The following is a 19,639-nucleotide window of genomic DNA, read 5'->3' as shown; positions in this document are numbered from 1 at the left end:
AGTGTCTTGACGTGTTTTCAAGTGATGTTTCGCAATTACTCAATCGTAAATGCTTCGACGTTGGCTTCATTTTCCGCGTTTGTCTCACTTTCTATTGTTTGTACACCGTCACTCGGTAAGTCCACTTCAACAGGTTCCATTTCGCCATATTGGAACCCTTTAATGACTTGTTTTACGCCAGAGATATTACGCGCGATTTCTGTCGCTCGCTCGCCTTGCTCTGGTGTGACATAACCAAACAGAAAAACGTCGCCGTCTTCGGTGATCACTTTAACCTTAACGCCATTGAGTTCAGAGTCGGTCAGCAAGGCTGATTTTACTTTGGTTGTGATCCAGCTGTCGTTGCTAATTTGAGTGACAGTGAGTGGCTCTTTTTGTTTGATTTGATTGTGTATGACTTTCACACCACTAACTTCTCGAGCTCTTCGCTCTAAAGCATGGATAAGGTCTTGCGTTGGAGCCTGACCCATAAGAACAACCGTACCGTTATAGGAGCTGGCAACAACACGAACCTCACCTTTAAACGGTGCCTTGTTACCGATCGCCGCAACTTCGAATTCGATGTTGTTGTCCTGCCAAATTTGTTTTGTACTGCGTGTGTCCGTGACAATATTTGCTGTGGTTGCAGCGCCAGCGATAAACAAGCCAGCGCAACCACTTAAACTCAATGCTGTTAATAAGATAACGAAGCTACGTATCATAATTCTGACCCTCAGTCTTGGTTACTCTTCATGAGCAGGGAAAAGCACCTGGTCAATAAGATCACAAAGACAATGGAGTGTCACCATATGTACTTCGTGAATACGTGCAGTGCGGTGTGATGGAATGCGAATTTCGACGTCGTTCTCACCAAGCAGTCCTGCCATCTCACCGCCATCTTTTCCTGTTAGCGCGATAATCGTCATGTCTCGAGTTACGGCCGCTTCCATCGCTTTGATAATATTTTTGCTGTTACCGCTAGTCGACATGGCAAGCAGAATATCGCCTGGTTGGCCAAACGCTCGTACCTGCTTTGAGAAAATTTCCTGGTAGTGGTAGTCGTTTGCAACAGCGGTCAGGGTTGTATTATCGGCTGTTAAGGCCATAGCAGGTAGGCTAGGGCGCTCAGTTTCAAAACGGTTTAAAAGACAAGAAACAAATTGTTGAGCGTTTGAAGCACTGCCGCCATTACCACAACATAAAATTTTGTTGCCATTGAGCAAGCTTGAGACCATCGCTTGGGCCGCGTGAGTAATGGCATCGGGCAGCGCCTCTGCTGCTGCGATTTGAATTTGAATACTTTCTGTAAAGCTGTCTTTAATGCTGTCTAGCATCGCTTATCCTTCAGAGATTGCGTTTTCTATCCAGTTGATATCTCGCCCATTGTCATGAATAGCGATGACATCAAACCGATAATCGATATTGTGTTTTAAGCGCTTTTGTTGGCTAAGCCAAACTTGTGCAGTTTTGATTAGCTTGCGCATTTTTGCGTGCGTTACCATTTCTGCTGCTGAGCCAAAGTGATCGTTCTTACGATATTTGACTTCAACAAACACGATAGTTTCACCTTGTTGGAAGATTAAATCAATCTCACCGACCTTGGTCAGGAAATTTTGTTCAATAAAGCGCAAGCCCTGGCGTTGCAAATAGTGCTTCGCCAGAGCTTCATATTGATTTCCGATTTGGCGCTTACTAAAGAGCCCCACGCTCAGCCCAGCTCAATTCACGCTGTACAACACAGTTGTTGTCGATACTTAAAATACCGGTTTGGCCACCGACTGAGTAACCAGGAACGACCTTCATTTGTGGAAGTTCACCGATCAATTTATATGCATCCATACCGAGTGCTTTCAAACGTTTTTCCATGTTAGATTGCTCTGACCAAAGCTCGTTCATTTCAGCGGTTACGCTAGGATCTGGGTCAATCAGCAATGGAATGTCGCTGTAGATGATGCCTGTTAGATCTTCGTATGTCGCGCCGCCACTGTTGCTACGCGAACTAGAGAAGATTTGTGGTGCTTTCGCATCAGGGTTAATCGCTACTTCGATAAACGGCTTGATCAAAGTCAGCTCAGTGCTTCTAGCTACGATATAAACCGCATCAACATCACGACGGCTACGTGGCTGTGTTTCAAGCTTAATTCGCATTAATGATTGCATCTGGGCGATACGCTGCTTGCTCTCTTGCAGGCCAAATACTTCATTGATGTCTTTTTGAAGTTGGCGCTTGTCACCAAAGTAACTTGCTGCGACTTTGTTAGAGCTGTACTTTCGCCATTCTTTGTTGAAAGCCTCAGTTACACGCTCACCAAAGCTGCCTTTTGGTGCAAGAATAAGAGGGAAGTTGTAGCCTTCGCTGAACAAGTGTTTTGCAGCTTGTGCGGCTTCTTGTTCCGGTGATAATGCCAAGTAGCAAATATTGCTATCTGGTTGCACATCCTCGGGGATATTTAGCGCAAGGGCTGGAATGGTAGGGCCATTTGCTGAGCCATCCATGGTTGTGTGCAACAACTCCACGTTCTCTTTTTCTAGAGGGCCAACAACAAAATCGATGTTTTCATTGATCAAGCGTTGTTTAATTTGGTCAGCGTTATACGCATTGGTGTCAATCACCGTAAGTGTTGCACTAGGATCTCGATTACGATCATTCATCATCGCAAACACAAAACCATCACGAATTAATTGCGCTTGTGGTGAGAACTTACCCGTCAGCGGCAGCAATAAAGCAGTATTGTTTGGCTTCACGATATCAAGAGAGAGAATGTTTTGAATCTCTTCTGGTGTATAGATAGCAGCAGGGTGCGAAGGGTTTTCGCTTAACCAGCGCTCTAGCGTATTTTTAAGTTGGGACAGGTTGCCCGATAGCGTTTTTGCATAAACAGCCAGCTGAAGCCAGCCGTCTAAAACATCCTCATTCGGCTCTGTTTCTAATGAGGTGAGTTCATATTCTGAGTAGCTGCCAAAGTTCATCCAAATACGGCTAGAGATTTCCCTCTGCTCTGCTGACGAGGCGTATTGACCAAATGCAACCAGCTGGCGGTTTGCTTCAAACGCTTGGTTAAGGCCTTGATAAGCGTCGGCACGCATCAAGTAATAGTCTTTCCATTGCTCGTTTGGCAATTTCCACCAAGGTTTAAAGTTTAACAATTGCAGCAACTGCGAGTAATTACCTTGCTTTTGCTGTATGGTCGCACGCGCCAGTTGCCACTCCGCTTGCTGAACTTCGGTCAACTGTTGTCGAGCCAGACGTTTGATCAACAGTTCTGCTTGATCAAACTGGTTCGCTTGAATAGCGGCTTTGGTTGCCATGATCAACCAGTCATTTTGTAAACTGCCTTCCGTGCTATCAGCTTGGATCATATAGTTCTGAACAGACTGAGTAGGCTCAAGTGTTACATCAACGCCATCAGGCTGTCTTGGACCTGAAGAACAGGCGGCGAGCGTAATTGCTAGTGCAACAGGAGTAAGTATGCGTGGTACACTGAGTCTCTTATGGTTAATCATTGCCGTGAGTTCTCTATAATTTTGTACAAAATTGTCTCTATATTAATCGTTGAAGTGATGGTAAACAAATGACAGATAAAAATAAGTTGCCGAATGAGGGGCCAACTCTCTATATCGTACCGACTCCAATCGGAAATTTAGCGGATATCACCCAACGTGCTATCGAAATTCTGTCGACGGTGGACATCATTGCTGCTGAGGATACTCGACATACGGGTAAATTACTGTCTCACTTCAATATTCAAACCAAAACTTTTGCTCTGCATGATCACAATGAACAGCAAAAAGCACAGGTTTTGGTAGAAAAGCTGCTTTCCGGTCAGTCTATCGCGTTAGTTTCTGACGCTGGTACGCCACTTATCAGCGACCCAGGATACCATTTGGTGACAAAATGTCGTCATGCGGGCGTTAGAGTTGTGCCGCTTCCTGGTGCTTGCGCGGTCATTACGGCGTTAAGTGCATCAGGCTTGCCATCCGATCGCTTTAGCTTCGAAGGCTTTTTACCACCGAAAAGCAAAGGCCGTAAGGATAAATTCCTAGAGATTGCTTCGGTAGAGCGTACGTGTATTTTTTACGAGTCACCGCACCGTATTTTGGACTCTCTACAAGACATGTTAGACGTTCTTGGCCCAGATAGAGAAGTCGTGTTGGCGAGAGAACTAACGAAAACCTTTGAAACCATTCAAGGTATGCCATTAGGTGAGTTAATTGAGTGGGTGAAAGGTGACGATAACCAACAGCGTGGCGAAATGGTATTGTTGGTGCATGGTCATCGCGAAACCGCGGACGATTCATTGCCAGACGATGCCTTGCGTACATTAGGGATTTTAACCAAAGAGCTGCCTTTGAAAAAAGCAGCGGCTTTGGTAGCAGAAATTCATAACTTGAAGAAGAATGCGTTGTATAAGTGGGGCTTAGAAAATTTAGACTAAGCACGGCTAACGAGACACATGGTAAAGCGGGTCGATGTGAAAATATCGGCCTTTTTTAGGCTCAATTTTAGGCTCAATGTTTGATGGTTAGGTTAAAAAAACACCACTCAATGCATTCATTTCATCATATCTGTGATCTCACTAGACTCTGAGTAGATAACTCTATACAATCCGCCCTCGGAGTTGACTGGGTAGTCGCTGCTTTACTGATGTCCTTCGGGAGACTGACGTTGAAGTCCTTTGGGAGACTGACGTTGACGTCCTTCGGGAGACTGGTAAAGGGGAGGAAAGTCCGGGCTCCATAGAGCAGGGTGCCAGGTAACGCCTGGGAGGCGCAAGCCTACGACAAGTGCAGCAGAGAGAAGACCGCCGATGGCCCTAGGGCACAGGTAAGGGTGAAAGGGTGCGGTAAGAGCGCACCGGACGACTAGCAATAGTTCGTTGCAGGGTAAACTCCACCCGGAGCAAGACCAAATAGGCCTCCACATTGCGTTGCTCGCGTAAGGAGGCGGGTAGGTTGCTTGAGCCAGTGAGCGATTGCTGGCCTAGACGAATGGCTACCGCCGCGCAAGCGGAACAGAACCCGGCTTATGTGTCGACTCCAACTATTCGAGACCCATCACTACTTTTTGTAGTGATGGGTTTTTTGCATTTTATTGACGTAAACCCTGTCATTACCAATAAACTTGGCGTTAAATCACGTCTGACTTTAGACTTGAGGTGGCGATGATGTGGGAAATCAGTACACTATGGTAGGTTGATCTTTTGCTATAAATATTCAGCATGAGAGAGCAACATATCTTAAAATCGCTTCAAGATCATTCAACGAGAAAGCTATGACCGAAACCTTCCAACATATTTCCGTGTTATTAAATGAATCCATTGATGGCTTAGCTATCAAACCAGACGGTATCTATATCGATGGAACATTTGGCCGTGGCGGTCACAGCCGGACTATTCTATCTAAACTCGGAGAAAACGGCCGACTGTACAGTATCGATCGTGACCCTCAAGCGATAGCTGAAGCAGGCAAAATCAATGATCCTCGCTTCACCATCATTCATGGTCCATTTTCTGGCATTGCTGAGTATGCTAAAGAGTATGACTTGGTTGGCAAAGTTGATGGCGTTCTACTGGATTTAGGTGTTTCTTCTCCGCAGTTAGACGACGCAGAGCGTGGCTTTAGCTTTATGAAAGACGGCCCGCTAGATATGCGTATGGACCCAACATCAGGTATTCCCGTATCTCAATGGCTAATGGAAGCTGACTTAGATGATATTACTTGGGTGATTCGTGAGTTTGGTGAAGACAAACACGCGCGCCGCATTGCCAAAGCGATTGTTGCCTACCGTGAAGACGAAGAAAATGAACCTCTGGTACGTACTGGCCAGCTCGCGAAGCTGATCTCAGATGCTGCACCCAAAAGCTTTAAAGAGAAAAAACACCCTGCGACTCGTGCGTTCCAGGCATTTCGTATTTACATCAACAGTGAGTTAGAAGAAATTGATACGGCACTAAAAGGCGCGGCAAGTATTCTGGCTCCTGAAGGTCGTTTATCTGTCATCAGTTTCCACTCTCTGGAAGACCGTATGGTCAAACGTTTTATCCGTAAAGAGAGCAAAGGACCTGAAGTGCCACATGGCATTCCAATGACTGAAGAGCAAATTCGTGCTCTTGGTAGTGCGAATATGAAAGCGGTGAGCAAAGCGATTAAGCCAAGCAAACAAGAAATTGAAATGAACCCTCGTTCGCGCAGCTCTGTGCTAAGAATTGCAGAAAAGCTTTAATTATTATGACGAAACCCACTCCTAACCTTGCTAAGTTGATTGCAACGGATCTTATCACCGTTGGTCGCTGGCCATTAGTGTTGTTGCTATTGATCGTGGCATCGGCAATGGGAGTGGTATTTGCTACCCACCATGCGCGTCAAGCGATCACCGAAAAAGATCACACTTTGGTTGAACGAGAGCGTTTAGATAGCGAATGGCGCAACCTGATGTTGGAAGAAACGGCCCTCGCGGAACACAGTCGTGTTCAAGACCTTGCCAAAAAAGAACTTGAAATGAAACGACCTGATGGCGATAAAGAAGTGGTTGTCACGCTCAAATGATTAGAAAGAAAACCAACACGAAACCAAGCAACAAGCGTAAACCTGTCGCGAAAGAAAAAAACGCTTCGGGGGATACGAAAACCGAGAAAAAAGCAGTGAAAGTGGCGGTTGAAGAATCCTTTCTGATTCGTTGGCGCTTCCATCTATTACTGTTTTTTGTCTTTTGTGCATTTGCACTTTTGGTGGCGCGCGTAGCCTATATTCAAATCATTGAACCGGATAACCTGATTAAACAAGGTGACCTACGCTCGGTTCGTGTGAAATCCATTCCTTCTGCACGCGGTATTATTTCGGACCGAAATGGTGAGCCGCTCGCTGTCAGTGTGCCTGTTGAGGCCGTTTGGGCGGATCCCGCGACGATATTTAAAGAAAATGCCTTAAGCCAGACCAAGAGTTGGTATGCATTAGCGGATGTTCTTGGTGTTGACCGACAAGGGTTGATAGACAAGATCAAGCACAATGAAAAGCGCCGCTTTATTTACTTGCAGCGCCAAGTGAGTCCAGCCATGGCGAACTATATTCGTGAGCTAAAGCTGCCTGGTGTGGGTCTTAAGTCAGAATCTCGTCGTTACTATCCTGCCGGTGAGGTTAGTGCTCACTTAGTTGGGGTGACGGGGATTGATGGGCATGGTCTAGAGGGTGTTGAGCGTAGCTACGATGAGTGGCTTACTGGCGCCGCAGGTAAGAAAACCATTCGTAAAGACCGTTATGGTCGCGTCGTAGAAAACATTGCGTGGCAAGACAAGCAAGAAGGTAAGTCACTCCAGTTAACAATCGACCAGCGCCTACAGGCGATTGCTTATCGTGCGATTAAACAAGCTGTTGCGGACCATCGCGCCACGTCAGGCTCAGTTGTTATGTTGGACGTGAAAACCGGCGCCGTATTGGCCATGGTGAATGCGCCTTCCTACAACCCTAACAATCGTAGCGACTGGCAAAGCTATAAAATGCGTAACCGAGTGATCACGGACTCGATGGAGCCAGGCTCCACCATTAAGCCTTTCGTTATTTTAGCCGCCTTAGAAAATGGGGTAGCCGATAAAGATACCATCGTAGATACCGGTAATGGTGTACTTCGTTTAGGTGGTAGCCGAGTAAGAGATGTATCCCGCGTGGGTAAAGCGAGCTTGACCACGATCCTCAAAAAATCGAGTAACATCGGTGTGACGAAGCTGGCAATGCAAATGCCAGTAGAGGCGCTGCTCGGTCTGTACAGCTCTGTGGGCTTTGGTGAGCTTTCTGGTCTGAACCTCGTTGGGGAAGTGACTGGTATCTTCCCGACACGAACACGATGGTCTCCTATTGAACGTGCCACGATTGCGTTTGGTTATGGTCTATCGATAACGCCAATCCAGTTAGCGCATGCCTATGCGACGCTTGGAAATCTCGGCAAATACGAGCCAATCCATATTATCGAAAGCAATGATCATGACATGTCGCGCCAAGTAGTGAGTGCAAAGTACGCACGCCAGGTCTTGGACATGCTGGAAACCGTAACCCAAAAAGGAGGCTCAGCTCGTCGAGCGGCAGTTCCTGGTTATCGAGTGGGAGCCAAAACAGGTACCTCACGTAAAGCGTCTGCAGGTGGATACAGCGATGAGTACATCACTTATACGGCAGGGCTTGCTCCGGTTAGCGATCCGCGAATTGCATTGGTTGTGATCGTAAACGAGCCTCAAGGTGATGATTACTATGGTGGTTCGGTAGCGTCTCCTGTCTTCTCTGAAATCATGAAAGGCGCGCTACAAATACTCAATGTTGCACCAGACGAAAATAAATTCCAGCAGTAAGCCGAGTGGCTTACTGAGCAAACAAAATTAAGAAAACCTGAGCCAAAGCTCGGAGAACAAATATGACTAAAGCCATCAGTATGGACGTGCTGCTTTCCCCTTGGGTGGATTGCCCAAGCTTATCGTCCGTTCTTGTTTCTGAATTGGAGCTCGACAGCCGAAGAGTTCAACCTGGAACCACGTTTGTCGCGGTGATTGGCCATGTTGTGGATGGGCGTAACTTCATTGCTTCTGCCATTGAGCAAGGGGCCAATGCGGTTCTAGCGCAAGCCTGTGATGTAAAAGCACACAGCACGGTGGAAATCATCGATGACGTTCCCGTTATTTACCTCGATACGTTGGATCAACGTTTATCTGCAATCGCTGGAAAGCTCTATGCTTACCCAGATATGGATTTGATTGGTGTCACCGGTACCAACGGCAAAACCACCATTACCCAGCTAATTGCACAATGGCTAGAGCTACTTGGCCACAAAGCGGCAGTGATGGGCACGACGGGAAATGGTTTTCTCGACAATTTACAGCAAGCCGCGAATACAACAGGGAATGCTGTAGAAATTCAGAAAACGCTCTCCTCTCTCGCAAATCAACAAGCCACATACACCGCGCTAGAAGTCTCTTCTCATGGCTTAACGCAAGGCCGTGTCAAGGCGTTGTCGTTTGCGGCGGGTGTGTTTACTAATCTAAGTCGTGATCACCTAGATTATCATGGCACGATGGAAGAGTACGCCAATGCAAAGCTGGAGTTGTTTACGCAACATCAATGTGAACGTGCCATTATCAATGTCGATGATGAAGTCGGTCATGCATGGGCGTCGCAGTTAAGCAATGCGATTGCGGTGTCACTTAAACCGAACACTGAATTTGAAAGCGCAATTTGGGCGACAGATGTCCGTTACGCGGAGTCGGGGATTACTATCCAATTTGATGGTAAATTTGGCTCAGGTCAATTGCACGCGCCACTGATTGGTGAGTTTAACGCAACCAACATAATGCTCGCTTTTGCGACCTTATTAAGCTTGGGTAAGGATAAACAAGCGTTACTCGAAACCGCAGGTCAGTTACAACCTGTACTCGGCCGAATGGAGTTATTCCAGACAGAGGACCGTGCCAAAGTCGTGGTCGATTATGCCCATACTCCTGATGCTTTAGAAAAAGCGCTGCAAGCTTTACGAGTTCACTGTGAGGGGCAGCTGTGGGCTATTTTTGGTTGCGGAGGCGATCGCGATGCAGGTAAGCGCCCAATGATGGCGGAAATTGCAGAGCGTCTAGGCGACAGAGTGGTGTTGACTGACGATAACCCACGCAGCGAAGAGCCGGCTCAGATTGTAAAAGACATGTTATCCGGGCTGTCAAAACCTGCCGAAGCGATTGTGCAGCATGACCGTTTCAAAGCACTGTCTTATGCGGTTGAGAATGCTTCGCCAAAAGACATCATCTTGTTAGCGGGTAAGGGCCACGAAGATTATCAAATTCGGAATGGCGAAACGATTCATTACTCCGACCGTGAGTCTGCTATGCAGCTTTTAGGATTGTCCTTATGATCAAAGTAACGTTATCTCAAATTGCCAACATCACTCGCGGTGAGCTATTCGGCGATGATCTACTTATCGACGCGGTTTCTACTGATACACGAGCGATTGACAACGGTGCTTTATTTGTTGCGCTGGTGGGTGAGCGCTTTGATGCGCACAACTTTTGCCAGCAAGCGGTGGATGCAGGCGCTGGTGCTTTACTCGTACAAAAACGTTTAGATGTGAATGTGCCACAAGTCGTGGTGTCGGACACCAAAATGGCACTGGGTGAGTTAGCCTCTTGGGTGCATCAAACTTGCCAAACACCTACCGTTGCCATCACAGGCAGTTGTGGTAAAACGACCGTCAAAGAAATGGTCGCGAGCATTCTGCAATTGAAAGGCAAAGTGCTGTTTACTGCGGGTAACTTCAATAATGATATTGGTGTTCCGTTGACGTTATTGCGCTCACAGCAGGATGACGATTATGCCGTGATTGAGCTTGGTGCTAACCATATCGGTGAAATTGCTTACACAACGCAGTTAGTAAAACCAGATATCGCGTTAGTGAATAATGTAGCCGCCGCGCATCTTGAAGGCTTCGGTTCTATTGATGGCGTGAAACAAGCCAAAGGTGAAATTTACCAAGGTCTTGCTGCAGGTAGTATTGCGATTGTCAATTTAGACAGCAATGGCGAAACAAAGTGGGAAAACGTGCTGGCGGATAAGGAAGTTATCACCTTCTCACAAAGTAATTCTGTGGCTGATTACTATGCATCAAATATCGTGATGAATGCCGCGGGAGAGGCCAGCTTTAACCTACATATCGCAGCAAGCTCACAAGAAATTGAACTGTCTCTGGGTATTATAGGTCAACACAACGTGGCGAATGCAATCGCAGCTTCCATTATTGCGTTACAAATGGGCGCCACATTAGAAGAGGTTCGCGCTGGCCTTAAACATTTAAACAAAGTGAAAGGTCGCGTCGAGGTTGAAGCGCTGAGCGAAAAAATCAAATTGATTGATGACAGCTACAACGCAAGCGTGCCAGCCATGAAAGCGGCGGTTGACTTATTGGCTGCTTTCCCAGGTCAGCGCTGGCTGATTTTAGGTAATATGGCGGAATTGGGCGAGGAAAGTCTTGCACTTCATCGTCAAGTCGGGGAACATGCTGCCCCACAAAAATTTGAACATGTTCTCACATATGGTGCAGACGCCAAGGTGATCAGTGAGCTTTGCCAAGGCATTCATTTTGAGACGCACCAAGAGATGATTGAATACATCAAGCAGCATCTAGACCAAGCCGTTCCTGAAAACCATACGATTTTGGTGAAAGGAGCGAACGGTGCACGTATGTTTGAAGTCGCTGCTGCTTTGAAGGAGTATTATTAATGATTATTTGGCTTGCCGAGCTGCTACAGCCATACCTGTCTTTTTTCCGATTGTTTGAATACTTGTCTTTTCGAGCAATTCTAAGCGTATTAACCGCTCTGGGTCTGTCATTATGGATGGGACCAATCATGATCAAGCGTTTGCAAATGCTGCAAATTGGTCAGGTAGTACGTAACGAAGGTCCTGAATCTCACTTTAGTAAGCGTGGTACTCCAACGATGGGCGGTATCATGATCTTAGCGGCCATCTCAATCACAATCTTGCTTTGGACTGACTTATCCAACCCATATGTATGGGCGGTATTGACGGTCTTGCTTGGCTACGGTGCAGTCGGATTTGTTGATGATTATCGTAAAGTGGTGCGCAAAAATACCGATGGTTTGATCGCGCGTTGGAAGTACTTCTGGCAATCGTTGATCGCGTTTGTCGTGGCTTTTGCATTGTACGCTTACGGTAAAGACACTGCAGCCACTCAGCTCGTGGTGCCATTCTTTAAAGACATCATGCCGCAACTTGGTTTGATGTACATTATCCTGACTTACTTTGTGATTGTCGGTACGAGTAACGCGGTTAACCTGACCGATGGTCTAGACGGTTTGGCAATCATGCCAACGGTTCTTGTTGCTGCAGGCTTCGCGGTTATTGCATGGGCGACGGGTAACGTTAACTTCTCTGAATACCTTCATATTCCATACCTACCACATGCTTCTGAGTTGGTTGTCGTATGTACAGCAATCGTCGGTGCAGGCCTTGGTTTCTTATGGTTTAACACGTACCCAGCACAAGTGTTCATGGGTGATGTCGGCTCACTAGCGCTTGGCGGCGCGTTAGGCACTATTGCTGTTCTCGTTCGTCAAGAGTTGGTGTTGGTGATCATGGGCGGTGTGTTTGTGATGGAAACGCTGTCGGTAATTCTACAGGTGGGTTCATACAAACTGCGTGGTCAGCGGATCTTCCGTATGGCACCGATTCACCACCACTACGAATTGAAAGGTTGGCCAGAACCTCGCGTAATCGTGCGCTTCTGGATTATTTCTATGGTTCTTGTTCTGATTGGTCTTGCGACATTGAAAGTGCGTTAATCGCACTTTCCAAGAACAAGATTTACAGTGTGATCAAATATGGAACGTTGGCAAAACATACATAGTGTTGTCGTCGTAGGGCTCGGTATTACCGGGCTCTCTGTCGTTAAACACCTAAGAAAAAATCAGCCACAGCTTGTGGTCAAAGTCATTGATACTCGCGTAAACCCTCCGGGAGCAGAGCGCTTGCCGGAAGGTATTCAACTGCATAGTGGTGGTTGGAATACAGACTGGCTTTCTGACGCTGATCTTATCGTGACCAACCCTGGTATTGCGCTAGCGACACCAGAGATCCAAGCCTTATTAGCAAAAGGCACGACAGTAGTTGGTGATATTGAGTTATTCGCCTGGGCGGTGCAGAAACCGGTGATTGCGATTACGGGCTCAAACGGTAAGAGCACAGTCACCGATCTCACTGGCGTGATGGCCAAGGCCGCGGGTTTGGAAGTTGGCGTTGGTGGCAATATCGGCGTTCCTGCATTGGATTTACTAGAACATGACGCAGACCTGTATGTGCTTGAACTCTCAAGCTTCCAGTTAGAAACGACGTCAAGCTTAAAGCTCAAAGCCGCTGCGTTTCTGAATCTTTCTGAAGATCATATGGACCGTTATCAAGGCATGTCTAACTATCGACAAGCCAAGTTGCGTATTTTTGATCATGCTGATCTCGCGGTAGTGAACCGTGATGATAAAGAAACCTTCCCAGATGCAGAGGTGCCATTGGTGACATTTGGCAGCGACAATCAGGACTTTGGTCTCGAGGTGGATGGCAATCGCACTTGGCTACTCGAGCATGGTCAACGAGTCGTCGCGAGTGATGAGCTTAAGTTGGTTGGTAAGCATAACTTATCTAATGCTCTGGTTGCTTTAGCGCTATTAAAAGCTGCGGACGTAAACTATCACAACGCATTGAATGCACTTAAAAATTACACGGGACTGACACACCGATGCCAGGTGGTTGCGGATAATCAAGGCGTAAAATGGGTGAATGACTCTAAAGCAACTAATATTGCGAGCACTATGGCTGCGCTATCTGGTTTGGAGTCGACAGGTAAGCTCTACTTGCTCGTTGGTGGTGTTGGCAAAGGTGCTGACTTCTCGCCATTAAAACCGATCTTCGCGACGCTTAACTTGCAACTGTGCTGCTTTGGCGCTGATGGCGATGAATTTATGCCACTGCATGAATCTGCAATACGTTTCGACACCATGGAAGATGTGATTCAACAAGTATCTTCGCAGTTAAAACCAGGTGATATGGTGATGCTGTCTCCTGCATGTGCTAGCTTTGATCAATTCGACAACTTTATGGCAAGAGGTGATGCTTTCGCTGCTCTTGCTCAGAAATATGCATAATTAAAGGTTACACACTTCGTGGGTTTAGGTAACGTTAAACGCAGTATTGGCAATTGGCTCAAGCATCCAGCCCCAGAGGCGATGTTTGATCGTCAGTTAGTGTGGATTGCACTGGGTTTGATGTTGACGGGGTTGGTGATGGTAACCTCTGCATCATTTCCGATCAGCTCACGATTAACCGAGCAGCCGTTTCACTTTATGTTTCGTCACGCGACGTTTCTCGTGCTGGCGTTAGGGACCTCCGCTGTTATTTTGCAAGTGCCTTTGCAAGAGTGGTTTAAGAAAAGCCACTACTTACTTTGGGCTTCTTTCGCACTGTTAATCATCGTGCTCTTGGCGGGTAAGTCGGTCAATGGTGCGTCTCGTTGGATTCCCCTTGGGCTATTTAACCTTCAGCCAGCAGAGGTCGCGAAGCTATCGCTGTTTATCTTTATGTCTGGTTACTTAGTTCGAAAGCAAGACGAAGTACGACAAACCTTCTTTGGTGGCTTTATGAAGCCAATCATGGTGTTTGCTTTCTTCGCAGTATTACTGCTTGGTCAGCCAGACTTGGGTACGGTCGTCGTGATGCTAGTAACACTGTTTGGCATGCTGTTTATCGCAGGCGCAAAACTGACGCAGTTTCTCGCGTTGATGGTGGCAGGTATCGGCGCTGTGGTAGGTTTGATTTTAGTCGAACCATACCGTATGCGACGAGTAACCTCCTTCCTTGACCCGTGGGAAGACCCATTTGGCAGTGGCTATCAGTTGACTCAGTCTTTGATGGCGTTTGGTCGTGGTGAATGGTTCGGTCAAGGTCTCGGTAATTCAATTCAAAAACTGGAATATCTACCGGAAGCGCATACCGACTTTGTGTTTGCCGTACTTGCTGAAGAGCTTGGTTTCGTGGGTGTAGTACTGGTCTTAATGCTGATTTTTAGCTTAGTGCTAAAAGCGGTTTACATAGGCAAGCGTGCGTTTGAAGAAGGCGAAATGTTCGGCGGTTATCTGGCTTTCGGTATCGGTATTTGGTTTGCGTTCCAGACCTTGGTGAACGTTGGTGCTGCAGCTGGTATCGTACCAACCAAAGGTTTAACACTTCCGCTAATCAGTTATGGTGGTTCCAGTCTGATTATTATGTCCGTCGCAGTCTCCATATTACTGCGTATCGATTACGAATGCCGCTTGAAACGCGAGCAACAACAATCAGAACAACAAGCTAATGAAACAAAATAAACGTTTGATGGTGATGGCTGGTGGTACTGGCGGTCACGTATTCCCAGGTTTGGCGGTAGCAAAACAGCTTCAAGAGCAAGGTTGGGAGATCCGTTGGTTAGGTACGGCGGATCGAATGGAAGCGGATTTGGTGCCAAAACATGGCATTGAAATCGACTTTATCAAAGTGAAAGGGTTACGAGGTCAAGGCGTTAAACGTCTTCTTGCAGCACCATTTCAAATTATCAATGCCATTATGCAGGCTCGTGCTCACATGAAACGCTGGCAGCCAGACGCAGTACTTGGTATGGGCGGTTATGTTAGCGGCCCGGGCGGTATTGCCGCTTGGATGAGTGGCATTCCTGTTGTTCTGCATGAACAAAACGCGGTTGCGGGTTTGACAAACCAATGGCTATCAAAAATTGCTAAGAAAGTCTTTCAGGCCTTTCCTGGTGCGTTCCCTAATGCTGAGGTAGTCGGTAACCCAGTTCGTGAAGACCTAACAAGATTAGAAGCGCCTGCAGAGCGAATGCAAGATCGCCAAGGCCCAATTCGTATTCTGGTGATGGGCGGTAGCCAAGGTGCACGCATTCTTAACCAAACTGTGCCAGAAGTGATGGCAAAGTTGGGCGGTGATTACCGTATTCGTCATCAAGCGGGCAAAGGTTCCGCCGAAGAAGTGAACGCAGCATACCAAGCTAATGGTGTGGTAAATGCAGAAGTCACAGAGTTCATTGACGACGTAGCAGAGGCTTATGCATGGGCTGACCTTTTAGTTTGTCGTTCAGGGGCGTTAACCGTTTCTGAAGTATCAGCGGCAGGCGTAGGGGCTATCTTTGTTCCTTTTATGCATAAAGATCGCCAACAAGCACTGAATGCCGATCATCTAGTAGAATGCGGCGCAGCGAAAATGATTGAACAACCAGATTTAACCGTTGAGTCTTTGACTCAGCAGATCCAACAATTGGATCGCCAAGCTTTACTTACGATGGCTGAGCAAGCGCGTGGCGCTGCTAAATTGAATGCCGACCGAGTTGTCGCACAAGCCATTGTCGCTTTGACCGAAAAGCGTTAACGAATTATTGAGAATAGAATTGATGACAATCCAACATACACAAGACTTAGCTCAGATTCGCGCCATGGTGCCAGAGATGCGCCGCGTGAAATCCATCCACTTCATCGGTATTGGTGGTGCGGGCATGAGCGGCATTGCAGAAGTGCTGTTGAATGAAGGCTATCAAATCACGGGTTCTGACTTATCAGAAAACCCTGTGACAGAGCGTTTAGTATCAAAAGGTGCGACGGTATTTATTGGGCACCAAGCAAGCAATGTTGAAAAAGCCAGTGTGGTTGTGGTTTCAACCGCTATCAACGAAGAAAACCCAGAAGTGATGGCTGCGCGGGAGTTACGTATCCCTATTGTACGTCGTGCTGAGATGCTCGCTGAGTTGATGCGCTTCCGTCATGGTATTGCCGTTGCGGGCACGCACGGTAAAACGACGACGACGGCACTCGTGACACAAATCTATTCTGAAGCAGGCCTTGATCCAACGTTTGTAAACGGCGGCTTGGTGAAAAGCGCTGGTACAAATGCTCGTTTAGGCTCGAGTCGTATTCTAATTGCTGAGGCGGATGAGAGCGACGCGTCATTCCTGCACCTGCAACCAATGGTAAGTATTGTCACCAATATCGAAGCCGATCATATGGATACTTATGGTGGTGACTTTGAAACGTTAAAGCAAACCTTCATTGATTTTCTACACAATTTACCGTTCTACGGCCAAGCTATTGTTTGTATTGATGATCCTGTGGTTCGAGAGTTAATCCCACGTATTAGTCGTCAAGTGATTACTTACGGTTTCTCCGAAGATGCTGACGTACGCATTGAAAACTATCGTCAAGAAGGTCAGCAAGGCAAATTTACGGTAGTACGTAAAGGGCGTGCCAACCTAGATATTACTCTGAACATTCCAGGTCGTCACAATGCACTTAATGCGTCGGCTGCGATTGCAGTGGCTACCGAAGATGACATTGAAGACGATGCAATTCTAAAAGCAATGGCCGGTACGCAAGGCACGGGACGACGTTTTGATCACCTTGGCGAGTTTGATACCGGTAATGGTCATGCCATGTTAGTGGATGATTACGGACACCACCCAACAGAAGTTGATGTGACCATTAATGCTGCGAGAAGCGGTTGGCAAGATAAACGTCTCGTTATGATTTTCCAACCACACCGTTATAGCCGTACTCGTGATCTGTACGATGACTTTGCGAATGTGCTAGAGCAAGTTGATGTATTAATCATGTTGGATGTTTATGCCGCAGGTGAAAAGCCAATTGCAGGAGCTGATGGGCGTTCATTGTGTCGCACAATTCGCAGCCGAGGTAAGGTAGATCCGATTTTTGTTCCAGAAATCGAGCAATTACCTTCAGTTTTAGCTAACGTTATACAAGACGGCGACCTAATCTTAACGCAAGGTGCGGGTGATGTTGGTAAAGTGGCGAAACAACTGGCAGGTCTTGAATTAAATATAAACAAGATGCTTGGTTAACACAGATTGTTGGCGCGAAGGACAGATAAAGACTCAGATCTCGATTTTGCGTCAATATCATTGTGATTTATTGCTATCAGTGTTTGATAGTTTACAAGAGCTCAGTATAATCCCAAGGTTAAAGTCAAGACTTTTACCTCTGCGTAATTATGTGGGTAAAAAGTACACGACAAAAGTCAGGAAACGAAGACGTTGTTGAATATTGCACTGAATGACGAGCGACCAAACACGGATAATAACCGTGGTCGCCAAGAGAAAATCTTGGGTGCGTTATTTTTCGTTGTGGTTGTGACCTTAATTAGTTCTGTTTTGTACTCGGCGATCAGTTGGATGTGGGATGACCAAAGGTTACCTCTCTCCAAAATAGTACTTCAGGGAAAACTGGAGTATGTCCAAGCTGACGATGTGCAGGCTGCATTTAGTCGAATAGATCACATCGGTACATTTATGTCTCAGGATATTGATGTATTACAGCAAAGTGTCGAAGCTCTGCCATGGGTGGCGCATGCCGCAATCCGAAAGCAGTGGCCGGATACAGTAAAAGTTTTTTTGACAGAGCATCAACCTGAAGCTATTTGGAATGGCAACGAACTGTTAGATAAAAATGGGTTTGTTTTTGATGGCGATGTGGCTCTGTTACAAGAAGAAAAAGTGAAACTGTACGGACCCAAAGACAGCGGACCAGAAGTCTTACAGACTTACCGTGATTTGAGTCCTAAGTTTCAGCAATTGGGTTTAGCGATATCGTCTCTGGTATTAAACGAGCGACGAGCTTGGCAAATCATCCTTGATAACGGTATTCGATTAGAGCTCGGTAAAGAGTCTCTTCTTGAGCGTATAGAGCGATTTTTTAAGCTCTATAACAAGCTTGGCAGTGACACGCAAAGAATCAGTTATATCGATCTTAGGTACGATACAGGAGCCGCAGTTGGTTGGTTTCCTGAACAAGAGTTAGAAGAGAGTACAGATGACTAAGGCCGCTGATGACAACATTATTGTTGGTCTTGATATAGGCACTGCAACCGTATCGGCTCTAGTGGGTGAGGTTCTACCAGACGGTCAAATTAATATTATTGGCGCAGGTAGTAGCCCTTCACGTGGCATGGATAAAGGTGGCGTGAATGACTTGGAGTCGGTTGTAAAATCAGTACAACGTGCAATTGATCAAGCTGAATTGATGGCCGAGTGCCAGATCAGTCGAGTCTTCATTTCGTTGTCTGGTAAGCATATCGCAAGCCGAATTGAAAAAGGTATGGGCACGATTTCAGATGAAGAAGTGTCTCAAGAGGACATGGATCGCGCTATCCATACCGCAAAATCGATTAAAATCGGTGATGAACAGCGAATCCTTCATGTGATTCCGCAAGAGTTTACTATTGATTACCAAGAGGGAATCAAAAATCCGCTTGGTTTATCTGGGGTAAGAATGGAAGTAAGTGTCCACCTTATCTCATGCCATAATGACATGGCACGCAATATTATTAAGGCGGTGGAACGATGCGGCCTTAAAGTAGAGCAACTCGTATTTTCTGGGCTTGCTGCAAGTAATGCAGTAATCACCGAGGATGAAAGAGAGCTTGGAGTTTGTGTGGTGGATATTGGCGCCGGCACGATGGATGTGGCCATCTGGACTGGCGGTGCGTTACGTCACACAGAAGTATTTTCGTACGCAGGAAATGCTGTAACCAGCGATATTGCTTTTGCTTTTGGTACGCCAGTGAGCGATGCTGAAGAAATAAAAGTCAAATATGGCTGTGCTTTGAGTGAACTGGTCAGTAAGGATGACACGGTTAATGTACCAAGTGTAGGTGGGCGACCATCACGTAGTCTGCAACGTCAAACGTTGTCAGAAGTGATTGAGCCACGCTACTCTGAGCTTATGGGACTGGTTAACCAAACTATTGACTCTGTACAAGCGAAATTGCGCGAAGAGGGTATAAAGCACCATCTAGCTGCGGGAGTTGTACTCACCGGCGGTGCTGCGCAAATGGACGGAGTGATAGAATGTGCGGAACGCGTATTCCGCAATCAAGTAAGGGTCGGCAAACCGCTCGAAGTCAGCGGATTAACTGACTATGTAAAAGAGCCGTACCATTCTACGGCAGTTGGATTACTTCATTACGCAAGAGACATGCAGTCTAGCGACGATAGCGATTATAATGAACCTAAACGCTCATCTGTTACTGGCTTTTTCGATAAATTGCGTAACTGGATACAAAAAGAGTTTTAACCTGA

The 19,639-nt window shown here is 46.7% G+C and carries 17 protein-coding genes and 1 other RNA gene; 14 read left to right on the top strand and 4 right to left on the bottom strand.

From position 1 onward, the window contains the following. Window positions 1-35 precede the first annotated feature (35 nt). From NDJ01_RS05730 to NDJ01_RS05715, 4 genes are read right to left on the bottom strand one after another with little or no spacing between them, the layout of a single operon-like run. Entirely contained in the window at window positions 36-701 is a 666-nt protein-coding gene (locus NDJ01_RS05730; protein WP_012842157.1) for a BON domain-containing protein, read from the bottom strand. 21 nt (window positions 702-722) lie between these two features. Beyond that, a complete protein-coding gene (locus NDJ01_RS05725) occupies window positions 723-1,313 on the bottom strand; it encodes a phosphoheptose isomerase (protein WP_005372901.1) in 591 nt (196 codons plus the stop codon). A 3-nt stretch (window positions 1,314-1,316) separates the two neighbouring features. Next, complete coding sequence (locus NDJ01_RS05720) at window positions 1,317-1,685, bottom strand: YraN family protein (RefSeq protein WP_012842156.1); 369 nt, start codon at window positions 1,683-1,685, stop codon at window positions 1,317-1,319. Beyond that, complete coding sequence (locus NDJ01_RS05715) at window positions 1,672-3,483, bottom strand: penicillin-binding protein activator (protein WP_048626628.1); 1,812 nt, start codon at window positions 3,481-3,483, stop codon at window positions 1,672-1,674. The genes NDJ01_RS05720 and NDJ01_RS05715 overlap by 14 nt, the downstream gene beginning before the upstream one ends. Window positions 3,484-3,551: 68 nt before the next feature. Between NDJ01_RS05715 and rsmI the strand changes: the two genes are divergently transcribed. The 14 genes from rsmI to ftsA all read left to right on the top strand — a co-directional run bounded on the left by rsmI (window position 3,552) and on the right by ftsA (window position 19,634). Beyond that, window positions 3,552-4,415: a 16S rRNA (cytidine(1402)-2'-O)-methyltransferase gene (gene rsmI, locus NDJ01_RS05710; protein WP_258586421.1), complete on the top strand. Its 864-nt coding sequence runs from the start codon at window positions 3,552-3,554 to the stop codon at window positions 4,413-4,415. 179 nt (window positions 4,416-4,594) lie between these two features. Then, window positions 4,595-5,022, top strand: an RNA gene (gene rnpB / locus NDJ01_RS05705) — RNase P RNA component class A. Window positions 5,023-5,251: 229 nt separating this feature from the next. Continuing rightward, window positions 5,252-6,202 (top strand): 16S rRNA (cytosine(1402)-N(4))-methyltransferase RsmH, encoded by a 951-nt coding sequence (rsmH, locus tag NDJ01_RS05700; RefSeq protein WP_005396452.1) that lies wholly within the window; start codon window positions 5,252-5,254, stop codon window positions 6,200-6,202. Window positions 6,203-6,207: 5 nt separating this feature from the next. Next, window positions 6,208-6,525: a cell division protein FtsL gene (gene ftsL, locus NDJ01_RS05695; protein WP_005396451.1), complete on the top strand. Its 318-nt coding sequence runs from the start codon at window positions 6,208-6,210 to the stop codon at window positions 6,523-6,525. After that, window positions 6,522-8,315 carry a penicillin-binding transpeptidase domain-containing protein gene (locus NDJ01_RS05690; RefSeq protein ID WP_006743237.1) on the top strand — a complete coding sequence of 598 codons (1,794 nt, stop codon included), beginning with the start codon at window positions 6,522-6,524 and terminating at the stop codon, window positions 8,313-8,315. Before ftsL ends, NDJ01_RS05690 begins: the two co-directional genes overlap by 4 nt. A gap of 62 nt (window positions 8,316-8,377) precedes the next feature. After that, window positions 8,378-9,859, top strand: a complete 1,482-nt coding sequence (gene murE / locus NDJ01_RS05685) for a UDP-N-acetylmuramoyl-L-alanyl-D-glutamate--2,6-diaminopimelate ligase (protein WP_258586420.1) — start codon at window positions 8,378-8,380, stop codon at window positions 9,857-9,859. Next, on the top strand, window positions 9,856-11,220 hold the full coding sequence (gene murF, locus NDJ01_RS05680) for a UDP-N-acetylmuramoyl-tripeptide--D-alanyl-D-alanine ligase (RefSeq protein WP_258586419.1): 1,365 nt from the start codon (window positions 9,856-9,858) through the stop codon (window positions 11,218-11,220). Before murE ends, murF begins: the two co-directional genes overlap by 4 nt. Next, entirely contained in the window at window positions 11,220-12,302 is a 1,083-nt protein-coding gene (mraY, locus tag NDJ01_RS05675) for a phospho-N-acetylmuramoyl-pentapeptide-transferase (RefSeq protein ID WP_005372931.1), read from the top strand. The genes murF and mraY overlap by 1 nt, the downstream gene beginning before the upstream one ends. A gap of 39 nt (window positions 12,303-12,341) precedes the next feature. Then, window positions 12,342-13,655: a UDP-N-acetylmuramoyl-L-alanine--D-glutamate ligase gene (gene murD, locus NDJ01_RS05670; RefSeq protein ID WP_258586418.1), complete on the top strand. Its 1,314-nt coding sequence runs from the start codon at window positions 12,342-12,344 to the stop codon at window positions 13,653-13,655. An 18-nt stretch (window positions 13,656-13,673) separates the two neighbouring features. Then, window positions 13,674-14,870, top strand: coding sequence for a cell division protein FtsW (gene ftsW, locus NDJ01_RS05665; protein WP_005372933.1), 1,197 nt, complete (start codon window positions 13,674-13,676; stop codon window positions 14,868-14,870). Continuing rightward, complete coding sequence (gene murG, locus NDJ01_RS05660) at window positions 14,857-15,924, top strand: undecaprenyldiphospho-muramoylpentapeptide beta-N-acetylglucosaminyltransferase (protein ID WP_258586417.1); 1,068 nt, start codon at window positions 14,857-14,859, stop codon at window positions 15,922-15,924. Before ftsW ends, murG begins: the two co-directional genes overlap by 14 nt. Before the next feature lie 22 nt (window positions 15,925-15,946). Further along, the gene (gene murC / locus NDJ01_RS05655; protein WP_167394134.1) at window positions 15,947-17,404 is read left to right on the top strand and encodes a UDP-N-acetylmuramate--L-alanine ligase; all 1,458 of its coding nucleotides are present in this window, start codon (window positions 15,947-15,949) and stop codon (window positions 17,402-17,404) included. A gap of 192 nt (window positions 17,405-17,596) precedes the next feature. Beyond that, the gene (locus tag NDJ01_RS05650; protein WP_012842151.1) at window positions 17,597-18,379 is read left to right on the top strand and encodes a cell division protein FtsQ/DivIB; all 783 of its coding nucleotides are present in this window, start codon (window positions 17,597-17,599) and stop codon (window positions 18,377-18,379) included. Then, window positions 18,372-19,634, top strand: a complete 1,263-nt coding sequence (gene ftsA, locus NDJ01_RS05645; RefSeq protein WP_012842150.1) for a cell division protein FtsA — start codon at window positions 18,372-18,374, stop codon at window positions 19,632-19,634. Before NDJ01_RS05650 ends, ftsA begins: the two co-directional genes overlap by 8 nt. Window positions 19,635-19,639 lie beyond the last annotated feature (5 nt).

Origin of the sequence: Vibrio sp. HS-50-1, assembly GCF_024747315.1 — a bacterium.
Taxonomy (GTDB): Bacteria; Pseudomonadota; Gammaproteobacteria; order Enterobacterales; family Vibrionaceae; genus Vibrio; species Vibrio diabolicus.
This window is presented reverse-complemented; position numbering and strand designations above follow the sequence as displayed.